This is a genomic window from Pseudomonas sp. G.S.17 (assembly GCF_038096165.1).
Classification (GTDB): Bacteria; Pseudomonadota; Gammaproteobacteria; order Pseudomonadales; family Pseudomonadaceae; genus Aquipseudomonas.
On sequence record NZ_CP151076.1, the window covers coordinates 630198 to 653139 of the forward strand.

Consider the following 22942-nt stretch of genomic DNA (forward strand, 5'->3'; position numbering starts at 1 on the left):
AGTTATTGGATGGTAAGTGACGCGGATTTTCTGTTCCGGAAATGTTCCATAAGTTACGGAGGGCTTAGATCCGATTATTGCCGCCTGATATAGGCGCCGACAAACACAATTTGTTCGTGAGAACTTCTTTATTACTGAGAGCTTGAACCGGCAGGTGATCAGTCATGCAGTCAGTCGCGTTGCGGGCTATGAGAGTGATGTCTATTACGACTTCTACAAAATCCCGTTGGCGCCGTTTTTTGAAAAATTGTCTATCAAAAATGACCAACGATCACAGGTGGCGCTGCTTATTTAACACTGATCGAGCTCAGGTTGTAGGTTCTTTCCGATAATCATCTGGAATTTTCCGAGTCTCTTCTCGGGGGCTGGAATGACAGATCGAAATAACTCATTGTCCTGTTCCGCGAATCTAAGCTGAGTTTCAGCTGTATTTCACTTAAGTTGTTTAAAGACAAATACACACGGCAATTATTCTGTGTGTCCCGGGTACAGGCCCTGGCAGGACTTTATCGGGTCGAGTGCTTTCATTAATTGTTTGATTTTTCCGTTTAATTTAAAAATGTTGTTTAAAAATCCGCAATTCCCTAATCAAACACGACACCGAATCCCAAGGACTTCGGCACTTCTCTGGCTGACCTTATGCAAGGAGCAAATACGTTATGGCTAAATGGTTCGATTGGCTGTTTTGGCATCCCGCCCCTGATCGAAAAACGAGGTCAGAAACCCATCCTCGCCCTGTCCTGCCCACCCCCGACGCAGGCCCGGTTCGCCCTTCTTCACCCGTCGATGCCGCTATCGCCGCACTGCCTGCGGTGAAGAACTGGAGCCACCCCTTCAGGGACAAGCGCGACCCGTTGCTGCAATTGACCCAGATGGCCAAAGCGGCGGCCGGCTTTTATCCGCTGGGCCGCAGCGGCCTGTGGCACGGCGGGGTGCATTTCGATGGCGGTACCGCTGGCACACTCGATCAGTCCAGCGTGCATTGTCTGGCCGATGGCGAGGTGGTGGCCTACCGCATTGATCAGCATTCACCGACCACGGGGTTTTTCGTCAACAAGCTCTCGGTGCAGAAACCTTTCTCGCGCAATTTTGTGCTGGTGCGGCACCGTCTTCAGGCGCCGAAGATCGACGGCAGCGCCGATACGCCGCCCAGCCTGACCTTCTTCAGCCTGTACATGCACCTGCAGGACTGGGCCGTTTACCGGGATGATCCTGCCATCACCCGCCCGCCGTTCTGGCCCGAAGCGGCGATTCGACGGGTCAAGTCTGACGTCAAAGACCCCCGTCCCGGTCAACCGGAGCAGGTGGGCTTGAACGTGCGCAACAAGAACTGGCAAGGCAAGGTGCTCGACCTGCTGCCAAGAGGTGCAGAGGTCACGATCAGCGGCCAGGGTGACTTCCGCAAACTGGAAAACACCCCGGGGCCGACCTTTCTGCAAGATGGTGACGGGAAATTGCTCGGCTACCTCGCCAGCCATTATCTGGAGCCCCTGGCCGCAGGCGAGTATCGGATCAGATGCGACAGCTCGCTCAGGGTCCGGGCCGAAGCGAACTTTGACAGCAAGGTCATCGGCGAACTGCCCCACGGCACGGAAGTCACCGTCAGCGGCACCGGCCACTACCGCAAGCTGGAGCGCGTTAACCAGTACGTTCATTTCAAGTCCTTGCTAAGTGCCCTTGAACCCCAGGCTCACGATCAGGTGGTGGTGCTGGAAAAGCCCGTGCCGATCAAAGCCGGGGACCTGATCGGCCACATTGGTCAGTATCAGGACTGCTACGCGGACCAGCCGGAACAGAAACTGCATTTGGAGGTGTTCAGCGGCGATAACGTCAAAGCGTTTATCGCGGCCAGTCGCGCCTGGGCGCAGCGTTTACCTGCCACCAGCAAGACCTGGCTGAAACTCGCCAAAGGCAGCGCCGTGGTGACCCATCAAGAGCGTTTCAACGCCAAACAGCCACCCACCCTAAACGCGCCCCACGCCCTCAGCGACGCCGACCTGCTCGTTCCAAAAAGCCTGCTCGACGGGCTGCCCCCTGAAAAGAAAATCGCGGTCGCGGCCACCCCGGACAAAAAAGCCTGTAACTGGTATCGCCTCGATGGTCTGCTGCATGACGCCAACAACACTTTGCTCGACGGCTGGGTCCGCGAGGAAGTGGGCGTTACCCCATGGTTCAGTCCGTGGGCATGGGAAGGTTACGACGTCATCTTCAACTACGACGTGCCGCGCAAATTCCTCGCCTCCTACCTGCGCGCCGTCAACCAGTTCAGCGAAGCGCAACTCGCGCAATACGGTGCTCTGGCCGACGATGTGGACCAAGGGCCGGTCATGAGCCGCCTGTTCGCCATCATCGACCGCGACCGCGACGGCAAAATGTCCGGTGACGAAATACAGGCCGCGCTCAACCTGCCGGCCCACGCCCAATCCATCTCGCAACTGATCATCGACTACGAAACCGAGTGGGTACACCGACCACGCAAGTGGGACGCCATGGACGAAATGCTCGGCCACAGCGGGTCAACCCCGCACCTGAACTGGCTGGCGGAAAAAGAGCGCATCAAACAACTGAGTTGGTGGGATGAAGTGGCCGAGAAAGTGGGACTGGATTCGTGGGCGAAGGTTTGTCACTTTCATCCGGTGGGGTTGGTGGGGTGTTTTCAAGGAAATAGATTTGTATTTACCCTTGAAATCATGAAGGAGTTGTATCCGAAACTAGCAACCAGTCGCCATTCCGATTTAAAGGCAATCGCTGATGAGCTTAATGATCATATCGATTTTTATAAGCTAGACACACCATTACGTCGGACTCATTTTTTTGCTCAGATATTGGAAGAGACCGGGGAAGTACTACAAGTAGAAGAGAATTTCACCTATAAGACTACTGCGCTAACGGCATTGTTTAGCTATTTCAGGGCGCATCCAGATGAAGCTAGGATGCATGGGTATGTCACAAAGCAAGGATTCTTAAAGGAGAATGGCTTGCCTATGGGCCAGTCTGACTATGAAGCAATCGCTAATGGAGCATATGGTGGCCGCGCCGAACTAGGGAATAGAGGACATTCGAGCGCCGATGGATGGAGGTATCGAGGCCGTGGGCTGAAGCAACTTACGGGGCGCTACAATTATCAAACATTTAACAAGTGGCATGCTGAAAATCAAGATAGGTGGCCCATGGATAACGTGGATTTCGTTACGAATCCAGATATGTTGTTGGATATGAAGTATGCCGTTCGCTCTGCGGTTAGTTTCTGGCTCGATAAAAGAGCTTTTGATATTGCGGACCGTGGTAGTGCTCCGGAGGTTGTAGACTTGATTACAGACCTTGTTAATAAAGGTACTGGTAGTAGATCTGATCGCAAGGAGCATTTCAAGTATCACTGGAGCAAAAAAACATTAGAGTGAAGTTTTCATCTAATGGCGCACTGGCTATCTTGTTTGCAGTGCAAGTTTTAAATTTGGATTAGTGAGTGTAATTGAATGTCAAAAGCCAGAGCATGTGTGTGTTTTATGTCGTTGGTTTTTCTCTCCGGCTTAACCAGCGCTGGTTGCTTGGAAGACTATAAAAAAATCATAGATGGTCTCTATCAAGAAGATAGTATTGAGCGTGGCAGCACAGTTTGTAAAATATGGCCGGCAACCGGAAACTTGATAGTGGCAGCGTCGATTGGCCGCGCGGAAAATATTGATCTGGATGTTCAGGTGTATGATCTTAAATCGAATAGTGTCATTGGTCGGGTCCGAGAATTGAGTGCGCTGAATGGTGATGCTATCTACAGTTCCGGGATTCTTATCGATACGGCCGAATACCGGCTAGACAAAACTAATTTGGCATTCGGGATTCGGATTTTATGGAAAGGGTCTTCGCAGGCAAATCCCTACAGCTCGGAGTCTTTGAGGCTGTACACCACGAATGGCGGTGAACTTTTGAGCCACCTAAATGGGTTGACTACATATGAATATTCTGGAGAGTGGGATACCCGATGCGCAGGTAGTTTTGCTAAGCGAAAGATGACGGTGAACGTGATGCCGCTTACAGAGCTATATGCAGATTTGGTGGTAAAGGAAAAGGTAGAAAAAATTGTTTATCACGAGACAGAAGGCGGATGTGAGGATATAAGAAATGAGCGCGAGATGAAAACATTCATACTAAGTTATGTGCAAGGTCGTTATGTAATCCCAGAAGAACTTCGCACGCTCGCTTGGTGATACAAATAATTCAGAACATGTAGGCCTTATAATTCGGGCTTGACAGTAAGTTGTGTCAATTTGAGCCGGAGCACGACATGAAAAACATCATCCGCATCGGCGACCTAACCACCGGAGGCGGCTTCGTCCTCTCCGGTTCTGCAGACATGAAGTTCGAGCGCATTGGTGTCGCTCGCGAAGGCAATCCGGTGTCTTGTCTGATCCCCGGCCATCAGGTGGTGGTGCTGGAAAAGCCCGTGCCGATCAAGGCCGGCGACCTGATCGGCCACATTGGTCAGTATCAGGACTGCTACGCGGACCAGCCGGAACAGAAACTGCATTTGGAGGTGTTCAGCGGCGATAACGTCAAAGCGTATATCGCCGCCAGTCGCGCCTGGGCGCAGCGTTTACCCGCCAGCAGCAAGACCTGGCTGAAGCTCGCCAAGGGCAGCGCCGTGGTGACCCATCAAGAGCGTTTCAACGCCAAACAGCCACCCACGCTGAACGCGCCCCACGCCCTCAGCGACGCTGACCTGCTTGTTCCGAAAAGCCTGCTCGACGGGCTGCCCCCTGAAAAGAAAATCGCGGTCGCGGCCACCCCGGACAAAAAGGCCTGTAACTGGTATCGCCTCGATGGTCTGCTGCATGACGCCAACCACGCCCTGCTCGACGGCTGGGTCCGCGAGGAAGTGGGCGTCACCCCGTGGTTCAGTCCGTGGGCATGGGAAGGTTACGACGTCATCTTCAACTACGACGTGCCGCGCAAATTCCTCGCCTCCTACCTGCGCGCCGTCAACCAGTTCAGCGAAGCGCAACTCGCGCAATACGGTGCCCTGGCCGACGATGTGGACCAGGGGCCAGTCATGAGCCGCCTGTTCGAGATCATCGACCGAGACCGCGACGGCAAAATGTCCGGCGATGAAATACAGGCCGCCCTCAACCTGCCGGCCCACGCCCAATCCATCTCGCAACTGATCATCGACTACGAAACCGAGTGGGCACACCGGCCACGCAAGTGGGACGCCATGGACGAAATGCTCGGCCACAGCGGGTCAACCCCGCACCTGAACTGGCAGGCGGAAAAAGAGCGCATCAAACAACTGAGTTGGTGGGATGAAGTGGCCGAGAAAGTGGGGCTGGATTCGTGGGCGAAGGTTTGTCACTTTCATCCGGTGGGGTTGGTGGGGCAATTTCGGGTGATAGATGAGTGCGCATGCGGTTGCTGCTTGGGCATTCAATTTTCAAGGTACAAATGGGTCAGAAGTAGAGGGGGACATTCCGATATGACCTATTACGGACCTATGTACCACGGAACAAAAAAACTTAATAAATTCACAGGTTGGGTTGACCTGATCAGAGAGGGCAAGGCAACGGATGATGAAAAGGCTGTGGTCATTGCGATGTCTTCGAATGAAGGTGCAATGGATGCGGTTCAAGCCTGGGACTGGCAAACATTTAGGGCTGGGGCCATGCAAAAAACGGTTACTCCAGAAGGTTACGGTGAGCTTCCTACGCAAATCAGCGAGTTTGGAGTGGATAATCCGGATTTATTTAATAAACTTTTTACACAATGCGGCTGGTCTATCCGGCAAGAGGCTAACGGTCCAAGAATTTACTACTCCGCTAAGGGGACGCAAGAAAAGGAAATTACAGGTGCAGAGCTGTACGCTTTCATAAAACAAGGCTTTCAGCAAGCAGACACTGGCTTTCCTAAAAACTCCACACCTCTGGCTTCAATTGCAAGTGCCATGATTGATGAGGAGTATCAAAAAAAACAAGTGATCGATTTCATCGGTCGTATGAGAATGGCTCTTTTAAAACGACCTCGCGGGTATACCAATACGGCAGGCGATTTCTTTCAATCAAGACTTGGCCGAGCGCTGGTCCTAGATCAGGATGTAAATGCGCCTGGTCATGTCTCTCGTGACCTTCAAAAAGCAATTGATGCCTTACGGGAAATCCACCCTGAGATAAGTGTCGATCCCAATCTATGGGGTGTTGATCGAGTAGAGTATGAACGGAAGTTAATTGCTATTTACGGACCTGCCCGCAATATGAACTCACCGGCTGAGCGCCACAATCACCTTAAAGGTTTGCTCTAGGAGTATTTCATGAAGAATGTATTAATATTCGTGGCTGGTATTTTTGCTGTGACTAAGCTGCATGCCTCTGTGGTTGAAGGAGTGTCTGGGACGTTGATCTATTCAGAAGGGGCGGGGGGGAGTTATAACTCTCTAGTTTATAAGAGCAGAAATGGTATGCTTTTGCATGTTTTTGATGAGGGGCTTAAGTTTGACTATGATGGCCGTTATGATGAAGGTAATTTGTCGCCGGATAAAAATTACTCAATTGTGTATTTTACTGAATCTGGTTTTCTATCTGGCGATAATGATGCGAAAGGGAAGGAATATAAGTATTACCTCTGCGCATTTGTAAGGATGGCCGACGGTTGCGTACTCAGCGTAGAAACAGGGCAGCAATGTGACGGTGAATGGGATGAAGCTGGGCGCTGGAACAGCTCGATTGAAAGTAATGACGGACATCTCCCGCGGCATCCGATAACTGTGGATAAAATATATGAAGATTATATTTCTGGGAGTAAGGACACTGTCCAAGTGTCGGCACCGAAAATTCTTGCTTATTTTCCGGAAGGAACGTCGTTTGATAATTTGTTGGCGTGCGATCCTCCTCGCAAAGAAAATGTAGCTATTTATGGGGAGTTGATGGTTTTGCTTGGGAAAGATGGTGATTTTGTTAACTTTGAAAAATTAAAAGCGATAATGAGGGTGTCAGGAAATCTCTATTAGAAGTGGTAATTGTCTTTCGGCGGTTCATCGCATAAAAATTTTAATTCGGATTAACAAATGAAAAACATCATACGTATCGTCGACATGACTACGGGAGGCGGCATCGTCCTCTCCGGCTCTGCCGACACCAAGTTCGAAGGCATTGTTGTTGCTCGCGAGGGCGATCCGGTGTCTTGCCTAATTCCGGGCCACGGCCCGACCGTGATTGCTTAAGGGCATTTTGTGTTCAAGGGCAACGGCGTACCTATCGCCTTAAATGCACCGCCGTGGTGACCCATCAAGAGCGTTTCAACGCCAAACAGCCACCCACCCTAAACGCGCCCCACGCCCTCAGCGACGCTGACCTGCTCGTTCCAAAAAGCCTGCTCGACGGGCTGCCCCCTGAAAAGAAAATCGCGGTCGCGGCCACCCCGGACAAAAAGGCCTGTAACTGGTATCGCCTCGATGGTCTGCTGCATGACGCCAACAACACTTTGCTCGACGGCTGGGTCCGCGAGGAAGTGGGCGTCACCCCATGGTTCAGTCCGTGGGCATGGGAAGGTTACGACGTCATCTTCAACTACGACGTGCCGCGCAAATTCCTCGCCTCCTACCTGCGCGCCGTCAACCAGTTCAGCGAAGCGCAACTCGCGCAATACGGTGCCCTGGCCGACGATGTGGACCAAGGGCCGGTCATGAGCCGCCTGTTCGCCATCATCGACCGCGACCGCGACGGCAAAATGTCCGGTGACGAAATACAGGCGGCCCTCAACCTGCCGGCCCACGCCCAATCCATCTCGCAACTGATCATCGACTACGAAACCGAGTGGGTACACCGGCCACGCAAGTGGGACGCCATGGACGAAATGCTCGGCCACAGCGGCTCAACCCCGCACCTGAACTGGCTAGCGGAAAAAGAGCGCATCAAACAACTGAGTTGGTGGGATGAAGTTGCGGAGAAAGTGGGGCTGGATTCGTGGGCGAAGGTTTGTCACTTTCATCCGGTGGGGTTGGTGGGGTGTTTCTTAACTGCTCATCCGCTAGAGATCACTCATGCTCAACTGAAGCAAATATTCCCCGCCGCGGACGATTGGGATATCGAAATAGTATTGAATGAAATCAATGGACGCCTTGTTGAATTCAAACTAGACACGCGGCTAAGGCAGCGTCACTTCTTTGCTCAAATCAAGGGTGAAGTTGGAGCGGCCATGAAAGGTATTTCCGAAAGCTGGGAGTACTCACCTGCCGCATTGAAACTGTTCAGTGTTTACTATCGTGCACACCCCACCGAGGCAGAGCAGGATGGATATTTGAAGGATTCGAGCGGCCGGATCATTCGCAGGGCCAATCAACAGGACATAGGGCGAAAACATTTTCAGAGGCTTAATGGAAATCGGGCTTCACATCCGGATGATGGATATGATTTCCGAGGGAGAGGACTGATACAAATTACCGGCTACGAAAAATATAATGGCTTTATGCGGGATTACGGTAAGTACTGGCAGGGATCTGTTCCGCAGACTGTGGATAATCCAGATCTGATCAATGAAATGCCTACAGCTATAAGAAGTGTCATGTGGTTCTGGCTAGCATCTAAAGTTTATACTGAGGAGCGCGGTGGAGGTTATTCGGATGTGAGGTTTTTAACAAAAAAAGTTAACGGCGGAGAAATGGGGTTTGAAGAGCGAAGGAGTGCATATGAACTAATTGAGGGAGTATTAAAGTGAAGAGGCTTAATATATTATTCAGCAACCTTTATGTGTTGTTTTTCTTAAGCGTTGATGCGTTCGGATCGCAAAAAACGCTATGTGGTTTCGGAGAGATAACGATTGCATCATGTATTTTGAATGAAGAAAAAAGCAGGATTTTATCCTTCTGCTCTAGCGCAGACAAAAAAATCGTTTTTTATAGATTTGGTACAAAATCGAAAATTGATCTAAGTAGGAAGTTCTCTTTGGTATCCCCCATGAGTCGCTGGGTAGACAAGTGGACCTTTACAACTTATCTGGGGTTCAGAGTCAATGAGCATGCATACGTTCTTGGTGTCCCCCAAGAAAGATATGGTGCTAGAGCTTTTTTAGAGGTCGCTAAAAATGACAAGGCCATCATGGAGCGCAGTTGCATTGAAAACTCTTTCGGGCAAAAAAAATTGGATAGCGAAGCAATCAGGGATGTAGAAGACAGCGTAGTTAGAGATAACAAATTTCTATTTCCGCCGATCGACGGCACAAACAGCACAAGTCAAGAGCCTTGACTCTGCAGCCTCTTAACCAAGTGGTGATGCTGGAAAATCCCATGCCTATCAAGGCTGGGGATCTGATCGGCCATATCGACCCTCAACTCCTCGACGGCTGGGTCCGCGAGGAAGTGGGCGTAACCCCTTGGGTAGGTTATGACGTCATCTTCAATTGCGAAGTGCCGCGCAAATTTCTGGCCTCTTACCTGCTCGCGACAAGCCTCTCAGCGAAGCGTTGCACTTGCGCATCGATTGTTATCCCGTTCGAACGACGCTGTGCCGGATTTATCAGCCCCAAGCCAAACCCCGGGTCATTACGCTATAATCCCGCGCTTTAGCTGTTCCTCGCCCGCGTGCGAGAGCACATATTTTTCTCAGGCGCCTGCCGCCTGCATGCAGACTAAAGAGGCTAGACCCTAGTGGCATTGACGATCCTTGGCCTGTCCGGCGCCCTTAGCCATGATCCTTCCGCTGCCCTGTACATCGACGGCAAGCTCGTCGCGGCGGCTGAAGAAGAGCGCTTCGTTCGCGATAAGCATGCAAAGAACCGCATGCCCTACGAGTCGGCGAAGTTCTGCCTTGAGCAGGCGGGCATCAAGCCTTCGGACGTGGATGTGGTGGCGATTCCCTTCGCGCCTATCAGCTTGTTCGGCAAGGCGCGCTGGCATTACGCCAAGCGTTACTGGTACGCCCCGGATCGTGCGCTCGATGCGCTGCTGATGGGCAACCGCCGCTACAAGCGCTATCGCAACAAGATTGTCTGGTGCCTTGAGCAACTGGGTTTCGATCCGAAAAAAATCAAGATCGAGCCGGTCGAGCATCATCTGGCCCACGCTTCCAGCGCTTACCACTGCTCCGGTTTTCAAGAGAAAACCGCGATCATGGGCATCGACGGCAAGGGTGAGTACGCCACGACCTTCTTCGGCTACGGCGAAAACGGCAAGATCCACAAGATCAAGGAATTCTTCGATCCGGATTCCCTTGGCGGCCTGTATGGCGCAATCACCGAATTCCTTGGCTTTGAAATGCTTGATGGCGAGTTCAAGGTCATGGGCATGGCGCCGTATGGCGATGCCAGCAAGTATGACTTCTCGCGTCTGGCGACCTTCGAGAATGGCGAGCTGGTGATCAACACCGAGCTGGCCAACGTGATCGGCCTGCGTCGCTATAAAGAGAACGGCAAAGGCTTCTACTTCTCGCCGAAACTGATCGAGTGGCTGGGCCCGAAACGCGTCGGTGACGTCGCCGACGAGCCGTACATCCATTACGCCGCCAGCATGCAAGCGCTGTTCGAGAAGCTGGCGTTGCAGATGATGGATCACTACCTGGGCGACATTCTCAAGGAAACCGGCAAGATTGCCTTCGCCGGTGGCTGCGCGTTGAACGTCAAGCTGAACCAGAAGATCATCGCGCGCCCTGAAGTCAAAGAGCTGTTCGTGCAGCCGGCTTCCGGCGATGCGGGTACGGCGGTGGGCGCGGCAGCTTATGTGTCCCACGCGCGTGGCGTGCCGGTGGAGAAGATGGAACACGTCTATCTCGGCCCGTCCTACAGCAACGAAGACGTTATCGCAGCCTGCGCCCGTCACCCGAGCAAACCGGTGTGGCGCCAGATCGAAAACACCCCTGAGCGCATCGCCAAGATCATGGTTGAAGGCAATCCGGTGGCCTGGTTCCAGGGTCGGATGGAGTTCGGTCCGCGCGCCTTGGGTGGTCGTTCGATCATTGGTTGCCCAAGCATCCCGGGTGTGGCTGACCGCATCAACCATCAGATCAAGTTCCGCGAGCGCTGGAGGCCTTTCTGCCCGTCGATGCTCGACACCGTAGCGCCACAGATGATCAAGATCGATCACCCTGCGCCGTTCATGACCTTCACCTTTGAAGTGGCGCAAGAGTGGAAAACCCGCGTGCCGGAAGTTGTCCATGAAGACGGCACTTCCCGGGCCCAGGTGCTCAAACGCGAATACAACCCGCGTTACTACGACATGATGAAGGCTCTGGAAGTCTTGACCGGCAACGGCGTGTCGCTGAACACGTCGCTGAACCGTCGTGGCGAACCGATGATCTGCTCGCCGACCGACGCGCTGAACATGTTCTTCGGCTCGGATCTGGAATACCTGATCATGGAAGACATTCTGGTGGTCAAAGACGGCGTGGAAACCTATGACACGCTCGGCTGAGCGCCATGTGCTGCAGTTCTGCCACGGCTATGATGGCCCGTTTCTGGACTGTGCCCGGCAATACGCCAGCCTGTTCGCCAGCAAGGGTTATCGTGTCACCACGGTATTCCTGACCGGCGCCGCTGATGCCGAGGTTGCGGCGGGTTGCGCCTCGGACGAAGTGCTGTTTCTGGAGCACAGCTCCAAGGCCATTCGCGGCCTGAAAATCCGCGCGATCCGCGACCTGCGCAAGATCGTCGCGTCGCGGGATTTCAGCTTCTGCATCGCTCATCGCTTCAAACCGGTGTACATCGCCCTGCTGGCAACACGCTTGCCGGTGATTGGTGTGCACCACGCGTTTGGCGATTATCAACGCCGCAGCCGCAAACTCTTCGCGCAAATTTTCCGTTGGCGTCTGAGTCTGCTTGGTGTGTCCGATGCGGTGCGCGACGACATGCGCAGCAGCCTGCCGAAGTGGCCGACCGGACGCATTCAGACCCTGTACAACCGCATCGATATCGAACAACTGCAGGCCAGCCAGTTTTCCGCCGAACAGGCTCGTGAAGAATTGGGCCTGTCGCCATCCGCCTGGATTGTCGGCAATGTCGGGCGTCTGCATCCGGACAAGGATCAGGCCACGCTGCTGCGCGGTTTCGCCAAGGCGCTGCCTGATCTGCCGTCGAACAGCCAGTTGGTGATTCTCGGCAAGGGTCGTCTTGAACAGGATCTCAAGGAGCTGGCGCTGGAACTGGGTATCGGTTCTCAGGTGCTGTTTCTCGGGCAGGTCCAGGACGCGCGTCGTTACTACAAGGCCTTTGATTTGTTTGCCCTCAGCTCGGACCACGAACCATTCGGCATGGTCCTGCTGGAAGCCATGGTGGCCGGTGTGCCGCTGTTGGCCACGTCGTGCGGCGGGGCCAAGGAAGTGGTCGAAGGCGTTGGCGTGCTGTTTCCGCTGGGTGATGACGAACGTTTGGCCCAAGGCTTGCTGCACTTGTCTGCGCTGGATGCCGAGCAACGCCGGGCGTGTGCTGATTTGATGTTGCTGCGCCTGCGTGAGCGCTTCTCCGATCAGGCCGTGCGCGATGTGTTCTGGCGTCTGCCGCAAGTCATCAGCGTGACGGCGCAATCCTGATGCTCAATCGATTGCAAGGCTGGCGTGAGCGTGGCTGGAACCTGATCGACGCCGACGCTTATCAACAGGCCTGGCAGCGTTTCGGTGGCAGCGTGGCGACGCATCCTCTGGTGGTCGAGCGCCTTGCCGGCCTGGCTGAAATTCCCGTGCGTTATCTGGCCTGGGAGCAAGACGGCGATATAAAGGCAGCGATTCCGACCTGGGGTCGCTCGCTGGCGCTGTCCAAGGACGTGCTGAAAAGTCGAGGCAAGAAAGGCCTGTTCGATCTGGGCAACGCCGAATTGATCCTACCGATTGCCGCCGATGTTCAGGTGCCCGTCCGGCATCGCGGGCGCTACTTGTCGGCGCTCAATGAAGGCCGCGTCAGCACCTTCAAGCCGCAGGCTGAATCCCTGGCGATGGCGCGAACCCCGGAAGAGCTGTCGAAAAAATTTCGTTACAACCAGCGCCGCGAATTGCGTCTGCTGGAAGAGGCGGGCGGCATCGTGCGTCCGGTCAGCGAGTTCAGCAGCGCCGAAATGGCCCGCATGTATTGCGACCTGTTCCAGCGCCGCTGGGGTTTCCCGGCGACAGGCGCTGAACGTATGGGCGAAGTCATCGAATTGCTGCGTGAGTTCCTGACCGGCTCGGTGGTGTTTCTCAATGACGCGCCCATCGCGATCCAGCTGGTGTATCGCGTTGAAGCACCCGAGTGGATCAGCGTCGAGTACGTCAACGGCGGCGTCGACCCCGAAACCCGGGATTTCAGCCCCGGCAGCGTGCTGAGTTTTCTCAACACCCAAAGCGCCTGGGAAGATGCCCGCGCGCTGGGCAAACCGCTGCGTTTCTCGTTCGGTCGCGCCGACCGCGAGTACAAGGATCGTTGGTGCAACCCCGTGCCGGTATTCCAGATTTGAGCCGTAAACAGGAGCTGCTCAAGCGCCATCGCCGTAACAAGCGTGTGGCGCTGCTGATCGGCTTGCTGTTGCTGATTGTCGTTGGCGTGGGGGTGGCGTGGTGGTTGCCGCTGCTGCTGGCGTTGGTCGGCTGGGTCGCTCACGAAGCCTGGTTTGCCGATCACTTGTTTTACTCGCCTCAAGACGATTATCAGTACAACTTTCCGGTCGATGCCGAAGTGGCAGGCGTCAGCCTGATTGGCGAGCAGTTGCGCATCGACTCGCCGCTGACCCTGGCTGGCGATGAAACCCTGATCCTCGCGATACAGCTCAAAAGTACCTGGCTCGGACGTTTTCTGGACCCGGTCGTTGAAATGCTGGGTGCTGAAGTCGCGGACCGCCAGGCCTTTGAGCGTGGCGTCGACGGCGTGCGTTACCTGAATCTCAGCGGGCTCGGTGCTGCGCTGGTCGACGGCTCGCTACATGTGCAAGGTCGTTTCTGTCGTCTTCACGGCACGCCCAGGCTTTGGGTGTTTCGTCAGCCGGATGCCCGCCAGCAAAAAGTCATGGTGATCGCGCCCCATGCCGACGATGCCGAATTGGCGGCGTTCGGTTTGTACAGTCAGGCGCAGGATGCCTGGATCGTGACGCTGACCGCCGGGGAAATCGAAGCCGAGCATTATCAGCAGATGGGCATGGAACGTGCCGAAGCCGCGCGGATCAAGGGCCGGCTGCGTGCCTGGGACAGCATTGCCGTGCCACGTTGGGGCGGCGTTCCGGAAGCGCAGTGCGTGCAGCTAGGCTATTTCTGCCTGCAACTTCCAGCCATGCAGGCTGCGCCGGATCAGCCCGTCGCGTCGCGCGAGGCCGACCTGAGTGATACCCGGCTGTTCCGCCAGTTCAATTCGCTGCCGTTGCCCGGCGATGTCGATGGCGCGCCGACCTGGAATAACCTGCTCGCTGATCTGCGGGCACTGCTCTTGCGTGCTCGGCCCGAGGTGCTGGTGATGCCGCATCCGGCGATTGATCCTCATCCGGACCATATCTGCGCCCAGGCTGCGGTGCTCGAAGCGTTGCAAGGCCTGGAATGGCAGCCACAGGTGATTCTGGGCTACGCCAATCATCTGCATGACAATGATCGCTGGCCGATGGGCGATGCCTATAGCGGCGTCAGTTTGCCGCCGGTGTTCGACGCCGGGTTGCAACTGACGCCTTACTGCCTGCAATTGACTGTCGCACAGCAGCGCGACAAAGCCATGGCGCTGGGTATGATGCACGACCTGCAACCGCCCATGCCGCTCAAGCGCAAGGTGCGGCGCTGGTTGCAAGGTGCATTGGCGGGCCGACGCTGGCCGGCAGAAGGTGAAAACGAATTCTACAGAAAGGCTGTTCGCCGCCACGAGCTGTTCTGGCGCAAGGACATCTGATTCAGCAGGTTGCGGTTCAAGGAAAATAATGAAAGTTCTACTTCTGGTCCAGAAAGAACAACGAGCCATTCTGGATCGCTTGTATGAAGGCATTGCCGCGCACTGCGAGTGTGATCTGCGCTGGTTGACGTCGGCCGAGCAGAGAAATCTGCGGGGTTACTTTCGGCGCGAAGTGGATGTCACGCAGTACGACCGCATTGTCTTTTTCCTGCGCTTCAAACAGGAAATCCGTCAGGTTGCTTTCATTCGCACACTCCCCAATCTGGTGATCCTCGAACACGATGCTTACCAGAACTATATTTCCTGTAAGTACACCGGAAAATTCAGCGCCCATTATCGGAAGCTGCCATGGGTACGAGTGATCTGCTCCGGGTTTATAGTGAGCGAGCGTTTGCGGGCTGAAGGTTTCGATGCGGTGTTCGTGCCCAAAGGTTATGACCAGAGCCTGTTGCAGGATCAGGGGCGCGAGCGCGACATCGAACTGGCCTTTGTCGGCAGCACCAACAGCGTGGCCTACAGCGGGCGCAAGGCGTTGCTGGATGAGTTGGGCCAGGTGGAAAATCTGGTGGTGACGCGCACCAAGTCGGGTGAAGAGTATTGCGAGACGCTCAACCGGATTCGTTTTTTCGTCAGTGCCGATGTCGGCATGGGCGAGTACATGATCAAGAATTTCGAGGCCATGGCCTGCGGCTGCGTGTTGCTGGCCTATGATCAGGGCGAAGGCGAAAACCGCGCCCTGGGTCTGCAGGATATGGAAAACGTGGTGTTTTACAGCAGTATCCCGCAATTGCAGGAGAAGCTGGCCGTACTGCGTGGTGATCCGGAATTTGCGGCGCGTATTGCCGTCAACGGCCGTAATCTGGCAATGTCGCAATTCAGTTTTGCAACGATTGGCCAACGTATTGTCAAAGAGCTTGAGCCTGCGCTTCGAACGCCTTCACCTTTGAAGTGGTTTGAGCGCTTGCGGGCGACGCTGGGCTTCTGAATTCAGGCACGATTCTGCTTGCGGATTGTTGATGCGGCGTGTTGTTGATGTTGTGGTTGTACCTATTATTTTCAGGTTTCACTGAGTACCCTCGTCGGCCTTGCACGCTGGTGCAATACCCACCGGGACGAGTGAATACCTGGGCTTACGCTGCCGTCTGGAGTGTGCATTGGCTTTACCAATAATTGATCGCGCCGTGGTGGATGTTGGCTTGCCTGCATCGGGGCTCAACGCCAGATGAGCATCATAAATGTGATGTGGGCCAGCGGCTCGCCGTTTTCCTCGGTTCATAAGGTACATCAGCAGATCGTCTCGCAACTCGACCCGAGCATCGAGATCAAGACCTGGTTTCTCCAAGGAGACATCAGCGACTGTTCCGAGCCTGTAAAAGACGCCCGAGAATGGCGTCTTTCCTCGCGGTTGCTCAAAGAGCGGCATGTCTGGCGTTTGCTCAAACCCTGGATGCATGCACGGTTACGCAAGGCGCTGCTGGAAAGCGGCGCGAAAGTCGTCTTGCTGGATGGCCTCGGCGTCGCCCGGGTGATGCTGCCTATCCTGAAAAACATGCCGGGCGTACGCGCCGTCGTGGTTTTCCACGGCGCCACACGCTTGCGCGAGCAGCACCGCTCGCTGTTTCGTCAATTCCCGGCCGAGCGCCTGACGCTGGCGGCCGTCTCGCAAACCCTCGCCGTGGCGTTGCAGGAAGATCTGAAACTGCCAGTGCAGGCACTGCGCAGCGCACTTGAACCCGAGGCGTTTTGTATTCGGCTGCTGGAACGCAAACAAGCCCGCAAGGTTCTGGACTTGCCCGCAGATGGCATTCGCGTACTCGGCGCTGTGGGGCGACTGGTTCCCGACAAGGGCTTTGACTATTTGCTGGACGCCTTCGCGCAATCGCTGCCGCGCCATCCCGATCTCAATCTGGTGATCATTGGCGAAGGGCCTGATCGCGGCGTGCTTGAGCGCAAGGTCAAACAGCTGGGGTTGACCGGCAAGGTGTTCATGCCGGGCCACAAGCCAGGGCTGGCCAAGTTGTATCGCGGTTTCGACTGGGTGGTGATTCCTTCCCGGGAAGAAGGCCTGGGCCTGGTTTTGCAAGAGGCGGTCATTGCCGGCGTGCCGGTGCTGGTCAGCGATCTTGAAGTGTTCCGCGAGCAGTTGGGCGACGCTGGCTATTATGTGCCGGTCGCCGATGTTGCCGCGTGGGTCAAAGCCATCGGAACGTTGCTCGCACAGGAAGGCGCCAATGTCTCCGCCTCCCAGTTCCAGGCCCTTGCACCGGCAGCGGCCTGGGAACGCTTCTGCGAGGATTCCCGGACACTGCTGTCGACTCGCTGAATCGACGCTGCAAGTGTTTCAGGCTGCGAGCAATGCCTGTTCCAGCGCTTGTAAAGGGAATTCGTCCCCCAGGTTCTCGCGCTTGATATAGCTGGAGAAGTGCTGGACGTTGCGCTTGATCAACCGCTCGGAAAGCGGCGCCTTGAAGAAACGCATATCGGCCACATCGATCAGGCCCAGCTTTTCATCCGGTGTGACGACGATATTCCCCAAGTGCAACGATCTGAAATAAATCCCCGATTGATGCAGACTGCGCACCAGCTCGATAAGCGCCGGGAGCTGCTGCTGCCAGCTGAAACCCGGTTGACGGGCCAGCTGTCGCAGGGTTTCACCCGGCAGCGGGCGATACAGAACGGCTGTCATGCCGGGTTTGTCGAGGGTGTAGAAATGCGTCACCTTGAGGGTCGGAACCCCCAGTTTTTCAAGCTTTGCGGCGTTATCGATGAAGCGTTTCGAATAGGGACGCAGCAGTGCCGATGAAAACCATCGCTTGCGGCGGAACAGTTTAAGGATTTTGCCATCCTGCAACATGTACACTTTCGCGCCATAGCTGTCGGCCTCCAGCACTTTGGCGCCGACGATCATTTGATTTAAAGCGGCCTTTGAGAGCCGTAAGCATTGCATCAGTAGAAAGCCTTGTTGGAATGCGAGCGGATTGACGCGCAATGATGCCGAAAAGTTGTCACTTGCACCATGCCGGGCTGGTCTGGTCTGAAAATTAGGAGTCGGGATGTACGCACGCCGTTGGGCACAAGTCTGGTTATCCGCCGGGCTGCTATGGTTTTTGCTGGCAATTGCCTTCGCTCCCTCCAACAAGATTTACCAGCAAGGCCTTGTGGCATTGGTCTGGGTGCCCGGCCTGTTACTGGCGTGGTCGGCGCGTGCGCGACTGGGTGAGTTTTGGCGTCAGCAGCGTGTCCTGTGTGTCTCCCTGTTGCTGCTCGGGCTCTGGTCGACCATCAGTCTTTATTGGTCACAGGCGGAGGAACCGGGTCGCGAATTCAAACGCATGCTGTACATCGGCCTGTTCGTGCTGTTTTTCCCGATCCTGGCCGACGCCCGACCGGACCGGGTGATTCGCCTGATGCAGTGGGCGGGGATCGGCATGGCGCTGGCCGCGCTGGTGTCGATGATCGAGTTCTTCGGCATTCGCCATAACCTGTGGCATGCGCGTCTGGAAGGCATTGGTGAGCTGTCGCACCCGATTCTCGGCGCCTATGTGGTCGGGCTGGCCGCCATCTGGATGCTGATGTGGCCGCCGAAACGGCTGCCACTGCGCGGGCTCTGGTTGCTGGCCCTGGCGCTGACCGGCGGGTTTGTCGTGCTGTCCCAGAGTCGCGGCGCAGTGCTGGCGCTGTTCTTTACCGTGGTGGCGATGCCGATCTGGTGTCGCAATCGACGCGCCTATCTGGTTGCCGGGACGGCGGTGTTGCTGGCCGCTGTCGGGTTCTGGCTGCTTGAGCCGCTGATGATGGCGCGCGGCTCATCGTATCGTCCCGAGATATTTGCCGCGGCAATCAAGATGATTGGCCAGCACCCCTGGATCGGTATCGGTCTGGGAGCGCCTTACGACGTGGTGGTCGCCGATGGCCTGCGTTTTGATCACTCGCACAATCTGTTCACCCACACGGCCATCCAGTTGGGTGTCCCGGGAATGCTGCTCTGGGCGGTGGTCTGGCTGGCGGTGCTGCGCGAAGGCTGGCGCGGTCGCGATACGCCGCTGGGGCGCGGGTTGATGGGCATGTGGCTATTCTCCACCCTGGCCATGCAGTTCGACGCGGCCAGCCTGACGGGTTCGCCGCGTGCCGAGTGGTTTATCAGCTGGCTGCCGATCGGGCTGGCCACTGTCATGGTTTGGGCCAGGGCCCAGCGCGACGCCTGTGATAAAATCGCGCGTTCTTCTACTTCAGCGAGCTTTAAGATGAGCGACAAAGCGTCCGACGCCGGGCAAAGCTCCAGCCTGAAAATCTATTTTCGACTGCTGAATTACGTCAGGCCCTACATCGGGATCTTCCTGCTCAGCATCATTGGCTTCGTCATTTTTGCTTCGACCCAGCCCATGTTGGCCGGCATTCTGAAATACTTTGTCGATGGCCTGAGCAACCCGGAAGCGGTGCTGTTCCCGAACGTTCCGTACCTGCGCGACCTGCAATTGCTGCAGGCGGTGCCGCTGCTGATCGTGCTGATTGCCGCGTGGCAAGGCCTGGGTTCGTATCTGGGCAACTATTTCCTGGCCAAGGTTTCCCTGGGGCTGGTGCATGACCTGCGGGTCGAGTTGTTCAACAAACTGCTGGTCTTGCCCAATCGTTATTTCGATACCCATAACTCGGGCCATCTGATTTCCCGTATCACCTTCAACGTGACGATGGTGACGGGCGCGGCGACCGATGCGATCAAAGTCGTCATTCGTGAAGGCCTGACCATTGTTTTCCTGTTCATCTACCTGCTGTGGATGAACTGGCAGTTGACGCTGGTGATGCTGGCAATCCTGCCGCTGATCGCCACGATGGTCGGCAGCGCCAGCAAGAAATTCCGCAAGCAGAGCAAGAAGATTCAGGTCGCCATGGGTGATGTTACCCACGTGGCTTCCGAGACCATCCAGGGTTATCGCGTAGTGCGCAGCTTCGGCGGCGAGAAGTACGAGCAGGACCGTTTCGCCGGTGCCAGCCAGAGCAACACCGACAAGCAGCTACGCATGACCAAGACCGGCGCGGTCTACACGCCGATGCTGCAATTGGTGATCTACACCGCCATGGCGGTATTGATGTTCCTGGTCTTGTACCTGCGTGGCGATGCGACCGCTGGCGATCTGGTGGCTTACATCACGGCTGCGGGCTTGCTGCCGAAACCGATCCGACAGCTATCTGAAGTCAGCTCAACCATTCAAAAAGGTGTTGCTGGCGCTGAAAGCATATTCGAACAGCTTGATGTCGAGCCTGAGTTCGACAGCGGCTCGGTTGAACGTGAGCGCGTGACCGGCCATCTGGAAGTCAAGAATCTGAGCTTCACCTATCCGGGCACTGAACGTCAGGTTCTGAACGACATCAGCTTTGCTGCGGCACCGGGGCAAATGATTGCTCTGGTCGGGCGCTCGGGCAGCGGCAAGTCAACGCTTGCCAACCTGATTCCGCGTTTCTATCAGCACAACACCGGGCAAATCCTGCTCGATGGCGTGGAAATCAGCGATTACACCCTGCGTAACCTGCGCCGTCACATCGCTCAGGTCACGCAGAGTGTCACGCTGTTCAATGACAGCGTCGCCAACAACATTGCCTACGGCGATCTGGCTGGCGCTCCGCGTGCCGATATTGAAGCCGCAGCGGCAGACGCCTATGCCAAGGAGTTCATCGATCAGTTGCCGGAAGGCTTCGACACGCAAGTCGGCGAAAACGGCGTGTTGCTGTCCGGCGGTCAACGCCAGCGTCTGGCAATCGCGCGGGCTTTGCTGAAAAACGCGCCTCTGCTGATCCTCGATGAAGCGACGTCGGCGCTGGACACCGAGTCCGAGCGTCACATCCAGGCAGCGCTGGATCATGTGATGAAAGGCCGCACCACGCTGGTCATCGCCCATCGCCTGACTACCATCGAGCGGGCCGACCTGATTCTGGTGATGGACGCCGGTCGGATCGTCGAGCGCGGCACCCATGCCGAGTTGTTGGCGCAGAACGGCTACTACGCCCGCCTGCACGCCATGGGTCTGGACGAGCCTGCTCCGGTTGGGGCGATCTAAAAGCAGCGTTATTTGTAGGACCGGCTTTAGCCGGGAGAGCGTTCTCCCGGCTAAAGCCGGTCCTACGAATCCGGTCTGCCCCTGCAATAGGGGTTTTGCAATGCTTCGCAACTCCAAGCCTTTCCAAACCCTGTGCTAAGATTCCGGCCCTGTTCATTTAGTCACGGGTTGTTCGATGAAGTTGTCCATGCCGCGTTTCGATCAAGCACCAGTCTTGGTAGTGGGCGATGTCATGCTCGACCGCTATTGGCATGGCGGTACCTCGCGGATTTCACCGGAGGCGCCGGTGCCGGTGGTCAAGGTCGAGCAGATCGAGGATCGTCCAGGCGGTGCCGCCAACGTTGCCTTGAACATCGCCGCACTGGGTGCCCCCGCTTCTCTGGTAGGTGTTACCGGGGAAGATGAGGCTGCCGAAAGTCTTGCCAATAGCCTGAAGGCTGCGGGCGTGCTGGCACGTTTCCAGCGCATTGCCCACCAGCCGACCATCGTCAAGCTGCGAGTCATGAGCCGCCACCAGCAATTGCTGCGTATCGACTTTGAAGAACCGTTCTCCACCGATGCCGAAGCCTTGAGCGCTGAAGTGGATGGCCTGCTCGATGGCATCAAAGTGCTGGTGCTGTCTGATTACGGCAAGGGCGCGCTGAAAAATCATCAGGTGCTGATCAAGTTGGCCCGCGAGCGCGGCATTCCGGTGCTTGCCGATCCGAAGGGCAAGGATTTCGCCATCTATCGCGGCGCCAGTGTCATCACGCCTAACCTCAGCGAATTCGAAGCCATCGTCGGCCATTGCGTCGACGAAGCCGAACTGGTCGCCAAAGGCGCGCAATTGATGAGCGAACTGGAGCTCGGTGCGTTGCTGGTCACCCGTGGCGAACACGGCATGACCTTGTTGCGCCCGGATCACCCGGCGCTGCATTTGCCAGCCCGCGCCCGTGAAGTCTTTGACGTCACCGGTGCTGGCGATACGGTTATTTCCACGCTCGCTGCGGCGATTGCTGCGGGCGAAGAACTTCCCCATGCGGTGGCTTTAGCTAATCTGGCCGCAGGTATCGTGGTTGGCAAGCTGGGTACGGCGGCGATCAGCGCACCGGAGCTGCGTCGGGCGATTCAGCGCGAAGAGGGTTCCGAGCGCGGCGTGTTAAGCCTGGATCAATTGCTGCTGGCCATCGACGACGCGCGTGCGCACAAAGAAAAGATCGTTTTTACCAACGGCTGCTTCGACATCCTGCATGCCGGTCATGTGACGTATCTGGAGCAGGCTCGCGCCCAGGGTGATCGCCTGATCGTTGCGGTCAACGACGATGCTTCCGTCAGCCGCCTGAAAGGACCGGGTCGTCCGATCAACAGCGTCGACCGCCGCATGGCGGTACTTGCGGGATTGGGCGCCGTGGACTGGGTGATCAGCTTCCCCGAAGGCACGCCGGAAAACCTGCTGAGCCATGTCAAACCGGACGTATTGGTCAAAGGCGGCGATTACGGTATCGACCAGGTGGTCGGCGCGGAAATCGTCCAGGCGTACGGCGGAACCGTGAAGGTGTTGGGCCTGGTTGAAAACAGTTCGACCACGGCGATCGTCGAGAAGATTCGGCGGCAGTGAAGTTTCGGTCCTGCAACGACTGAACTCCGTAGATACTCTGTTGCGGGGATGTGCTGACCTCTTCGCGGGCAAGCCTCGCTCCAACGGGTTTAGGGCCAGCGTGGAAAATTGCTCTGGCTTTTGATTTTTGCTTTTCCGTGCCACGTTCTGGCAGACGCCGACAAACGCGCGTCGGGAGGCTGAGCGCAGGTGTCGTGGGGTGGGGCGACCGGCATGGATGCCGGTCGAGCGCCGTTGCGCCAGGGATGGCGCGTCGGCGCGTACCCACACCACGGCACCGGAGTCGAAGGAACCGCTGCGAAGCAGGGGCCGGACGTCAGCGCAGATGGTTTCGTCCTTTTGCCGAAACAAAAGGACTCGACCGTCAGGGCGAAACCTCAATAAGCCGCACCGCGAATGCTGTTGGTTTCACCCGATTCGAAGCGCGGCGCCAGAATAAATAATGCCTGGCCGATGTCTGCTGGCTACATACAAGGAGCGGCTTTAGCCACGA

The 22942-nt window shown here is 56.1% G+C and carries 17 protein-coding genes and 1 pseudogene; 17 read left to right on the forward strand and 1 reads right to left on the reverse strand.

Features of this window, described 5'->3' with window-relative positions; translation table 11 throughout:
- Window positions 1–659: 659 nt before the first annotated feature.
- The 14 genes from AABC73_RS02865 to AABC73_RS02930 all read left to right on the forward strand — a co-directional run bounded on the left by AABC73_RS02865 (window position 660) and on the right by AABC73_RS02930 (window position 17122).
- Window positions 660–3401, forward strand: coding sequence for a hypothetical protein (locus tag AABC73_RS02865; RefSeq protein WP_341522384.1), 2742 nt, complete (start codon window positions 660–662; stop codon window positions 3399–3401).
- A gap of 105 nt (window positions 3402–3506) precedes the next feature.
- Window positions 3507–4205, forward strand: a complete 699-nt coding sequence (locus tag AABC73_RS02870) for a hypothetical protein (protein ID WP_341522385.1) — start codon at window positions 3507–3509, stop codon at window positions 4203–4205.
- Between the two features lie 77 nt (window positions 4206–4282).
- Complete coding sequence (locus AABC73_RS02875; RefSeq protein WP_341522386.1) at window positions 4283–6286, forward strand: hypothetical protein; 2004 nt, start codon at window positions 4283–4285, stop codon at window positions 6284–6286.
- Between the two features lie 9 nt (window positions 6287–6295).
- Entirely contained in the window at window positions 6296–6991 is a 696-nt protein-coding gene (locus AABC73_RS02880; protein WP_341522387.1) for a hypothetical protein, read from the forward strand.
- A 57-nt stretch (window positions 6992–7048) separates the two neighbouring features.
- Entirely contained in the window at window positions 7049–7204 is a 156-nt protein-coding gene (locus AABC73_RS02885) for a PAAR domain-containing protein (protein WP_341522388.1), read from the forward strand.
- A gap of 56 nt (window positions 7205–7260) precedes the next feature.
- Window positions 7261–8697, forward strand: coding sequence for a hypothetical protein (locus AABC73_RS02890; RefSeq protein ID WP_341522389.1), 1437 nt, complete (start codon window positions 7261–7263; stop codon window positions 8695–8697).
- Window positions 8694–9224, forward strand: coding sequence for a hypothetical protein (locus AABC73_RS02895; protein ID WP_341522390.1), 531 nt, complete (start codon window positions 8694–8696; stop codon window positions 9222–9224). Before AABC73_RS02890 ends, AABC73_RS02895 begins: the two co-directional genes overlap by 4 nt.
- Before the next feature lie 41 nt (window positions 9225–9265).
- The gene (locus tag AABC73_RS02900; protein ID WP_341522391.1) at window positions 9266–9544 is read left to right on the forward strand and encodes a hypothetical protein; all 279 of its coding nucleotides are present in this window, start codon (window positions 9266–9268) and stop codon (window positions 9542–9544) included.
- Between the two features lie 81 nt (window positions 9545–9625).
- Entirely contained in the window at window positions 9626–11383 is a 1758-nt protein-coding gene (locus AABC73_RS02905) for a carbamoyltransferase (protein WP_341522392.1), read from the forward strand.
- Window positions 11367–12497: a glycosyltransferase gene (locus AABC73_RS02910; RefSeq protein WP_341522393.1), complete on the forward strand. Its 1131-nt coding sequence runs from the start codon at window positions 11367–11369 to the stop codon at window positions 12495–12497. The genes AABC73_RS02905 and AABC73_RS02910 overlap by 17 nt, the downstream gene beginning before the upstream one ends.
- The gene (locus AABC73_RS02915; RefSeq protein ID WP_341522394.1) at window positions 12497–13393 is read left to right on the forward strand and encodes an antimicrobial resistance protein Mig-14; all 897 of its coding nucleotides are present in this window, start codon (window positions 12497–12499) and stop codon (window positions 13391–13393) included. The genes AABC73_RS02910 and AABC73_RS02915 overlap by 1 nt, the downstream gene beginning before the upstream one ends.
- The gene (locus AABC73_RS02920) at window positions 13390–14799 is read left to right on the forward strand and encodes a PIG-L family deacetylase (protein WP_341524164.1); all 1410 of its coding nucleotides are present in this window, start codon (window positions 13390–13392) and stop codon (window positions 14797–14799) included. The genes AABC73_RS02915 and AABC73_RS02920 overlap by 4 nt, the downstream gene beginning before the upstream one ends.
- 28 nt (window positions 14800–14827) lie before the next feature.
- Window positions 14828–15784 (forward strand): glycosyltransferase, encoded by a 957-nt coding sequence (locus tag AABC73_RS02925; RefSeq protein WP_341522395.1) that lies wholly within the window; start codon window positions 14828–14830, stop codon window positions 15782–15784.
- A 237-nt stretch (window positions 15785–16021) separates the two neighbouring features.
- Window positions 16022–17122, forward strand: a complete 1101-nt coding sequence (locus AABC73_RS02930) for a glycosyltransferase (RefSeq protein ID WP_341522396.1) — start codon at window positions 16022–16024, stop codon at window positions 17120–17122.
- An 18-nt stretch (window positions 17123–17140) separates the two neighbouring features.
- Here AABC73_RS02930 and AABC73_RS02935 read toward each other — a convergent pair whose 3' ends face one another.
- Entirely contained in the window at window positions 17141–17746 is a 606-nt protein-coding gene (locus AABC73_RS02935) for a toluene tolerance protein (RefSeq protein WP_341522397.1), read from the reverse strand.
- Window positions 17747–18371: 625 nt separating this feature from the next.
- On the opposite strand from AABC73_RS02935, the pseudogene AABC73_RS02940 reads away from it, so the two are divergent.
- The 3 genes and pseudogenes from AABC73_RS02940 to hldE all read left to right on the forward strand — a co-directional run.
- A pseudogene (locus AABC73_RS02940) lies at window positions 18372–18779 on the forward strand (O-antigen ligase family protein); the annotation flags it as partial.
- A gap of 264 nt (window positions 18780–19043) precedes the next feature.
- On the forward strand, window positions 19044–20852 hold the full coding sequence (gene msbA, locus AABC73_RS02945; protein WP_341524165.1) for a lipid A export permease/ATP-binding protein MsbA: 1809 nt from the start codon (window positions 19044–19046) through the stop codon (window positions 20850–20852).
- Window positions 20853–21027: 175 nt separating this feature from the next.
- Entirely contained in the window at window positions 21028–22449 is a 1422-nt protein-coding gene (gene hldE, locus AABC73_RS02950) for a bifunctional D-glycero-beta-D-manno-heptose-7-phosphate kinase/D-glycero-beta-D-manno-heptose 1-phosphate adenylyltransferase HldE (protein WP_020293617.1), read from the forward strand.
- The last annotated feature ends 493 nt before the right edge of the window (window positions 22450–22942 follow it).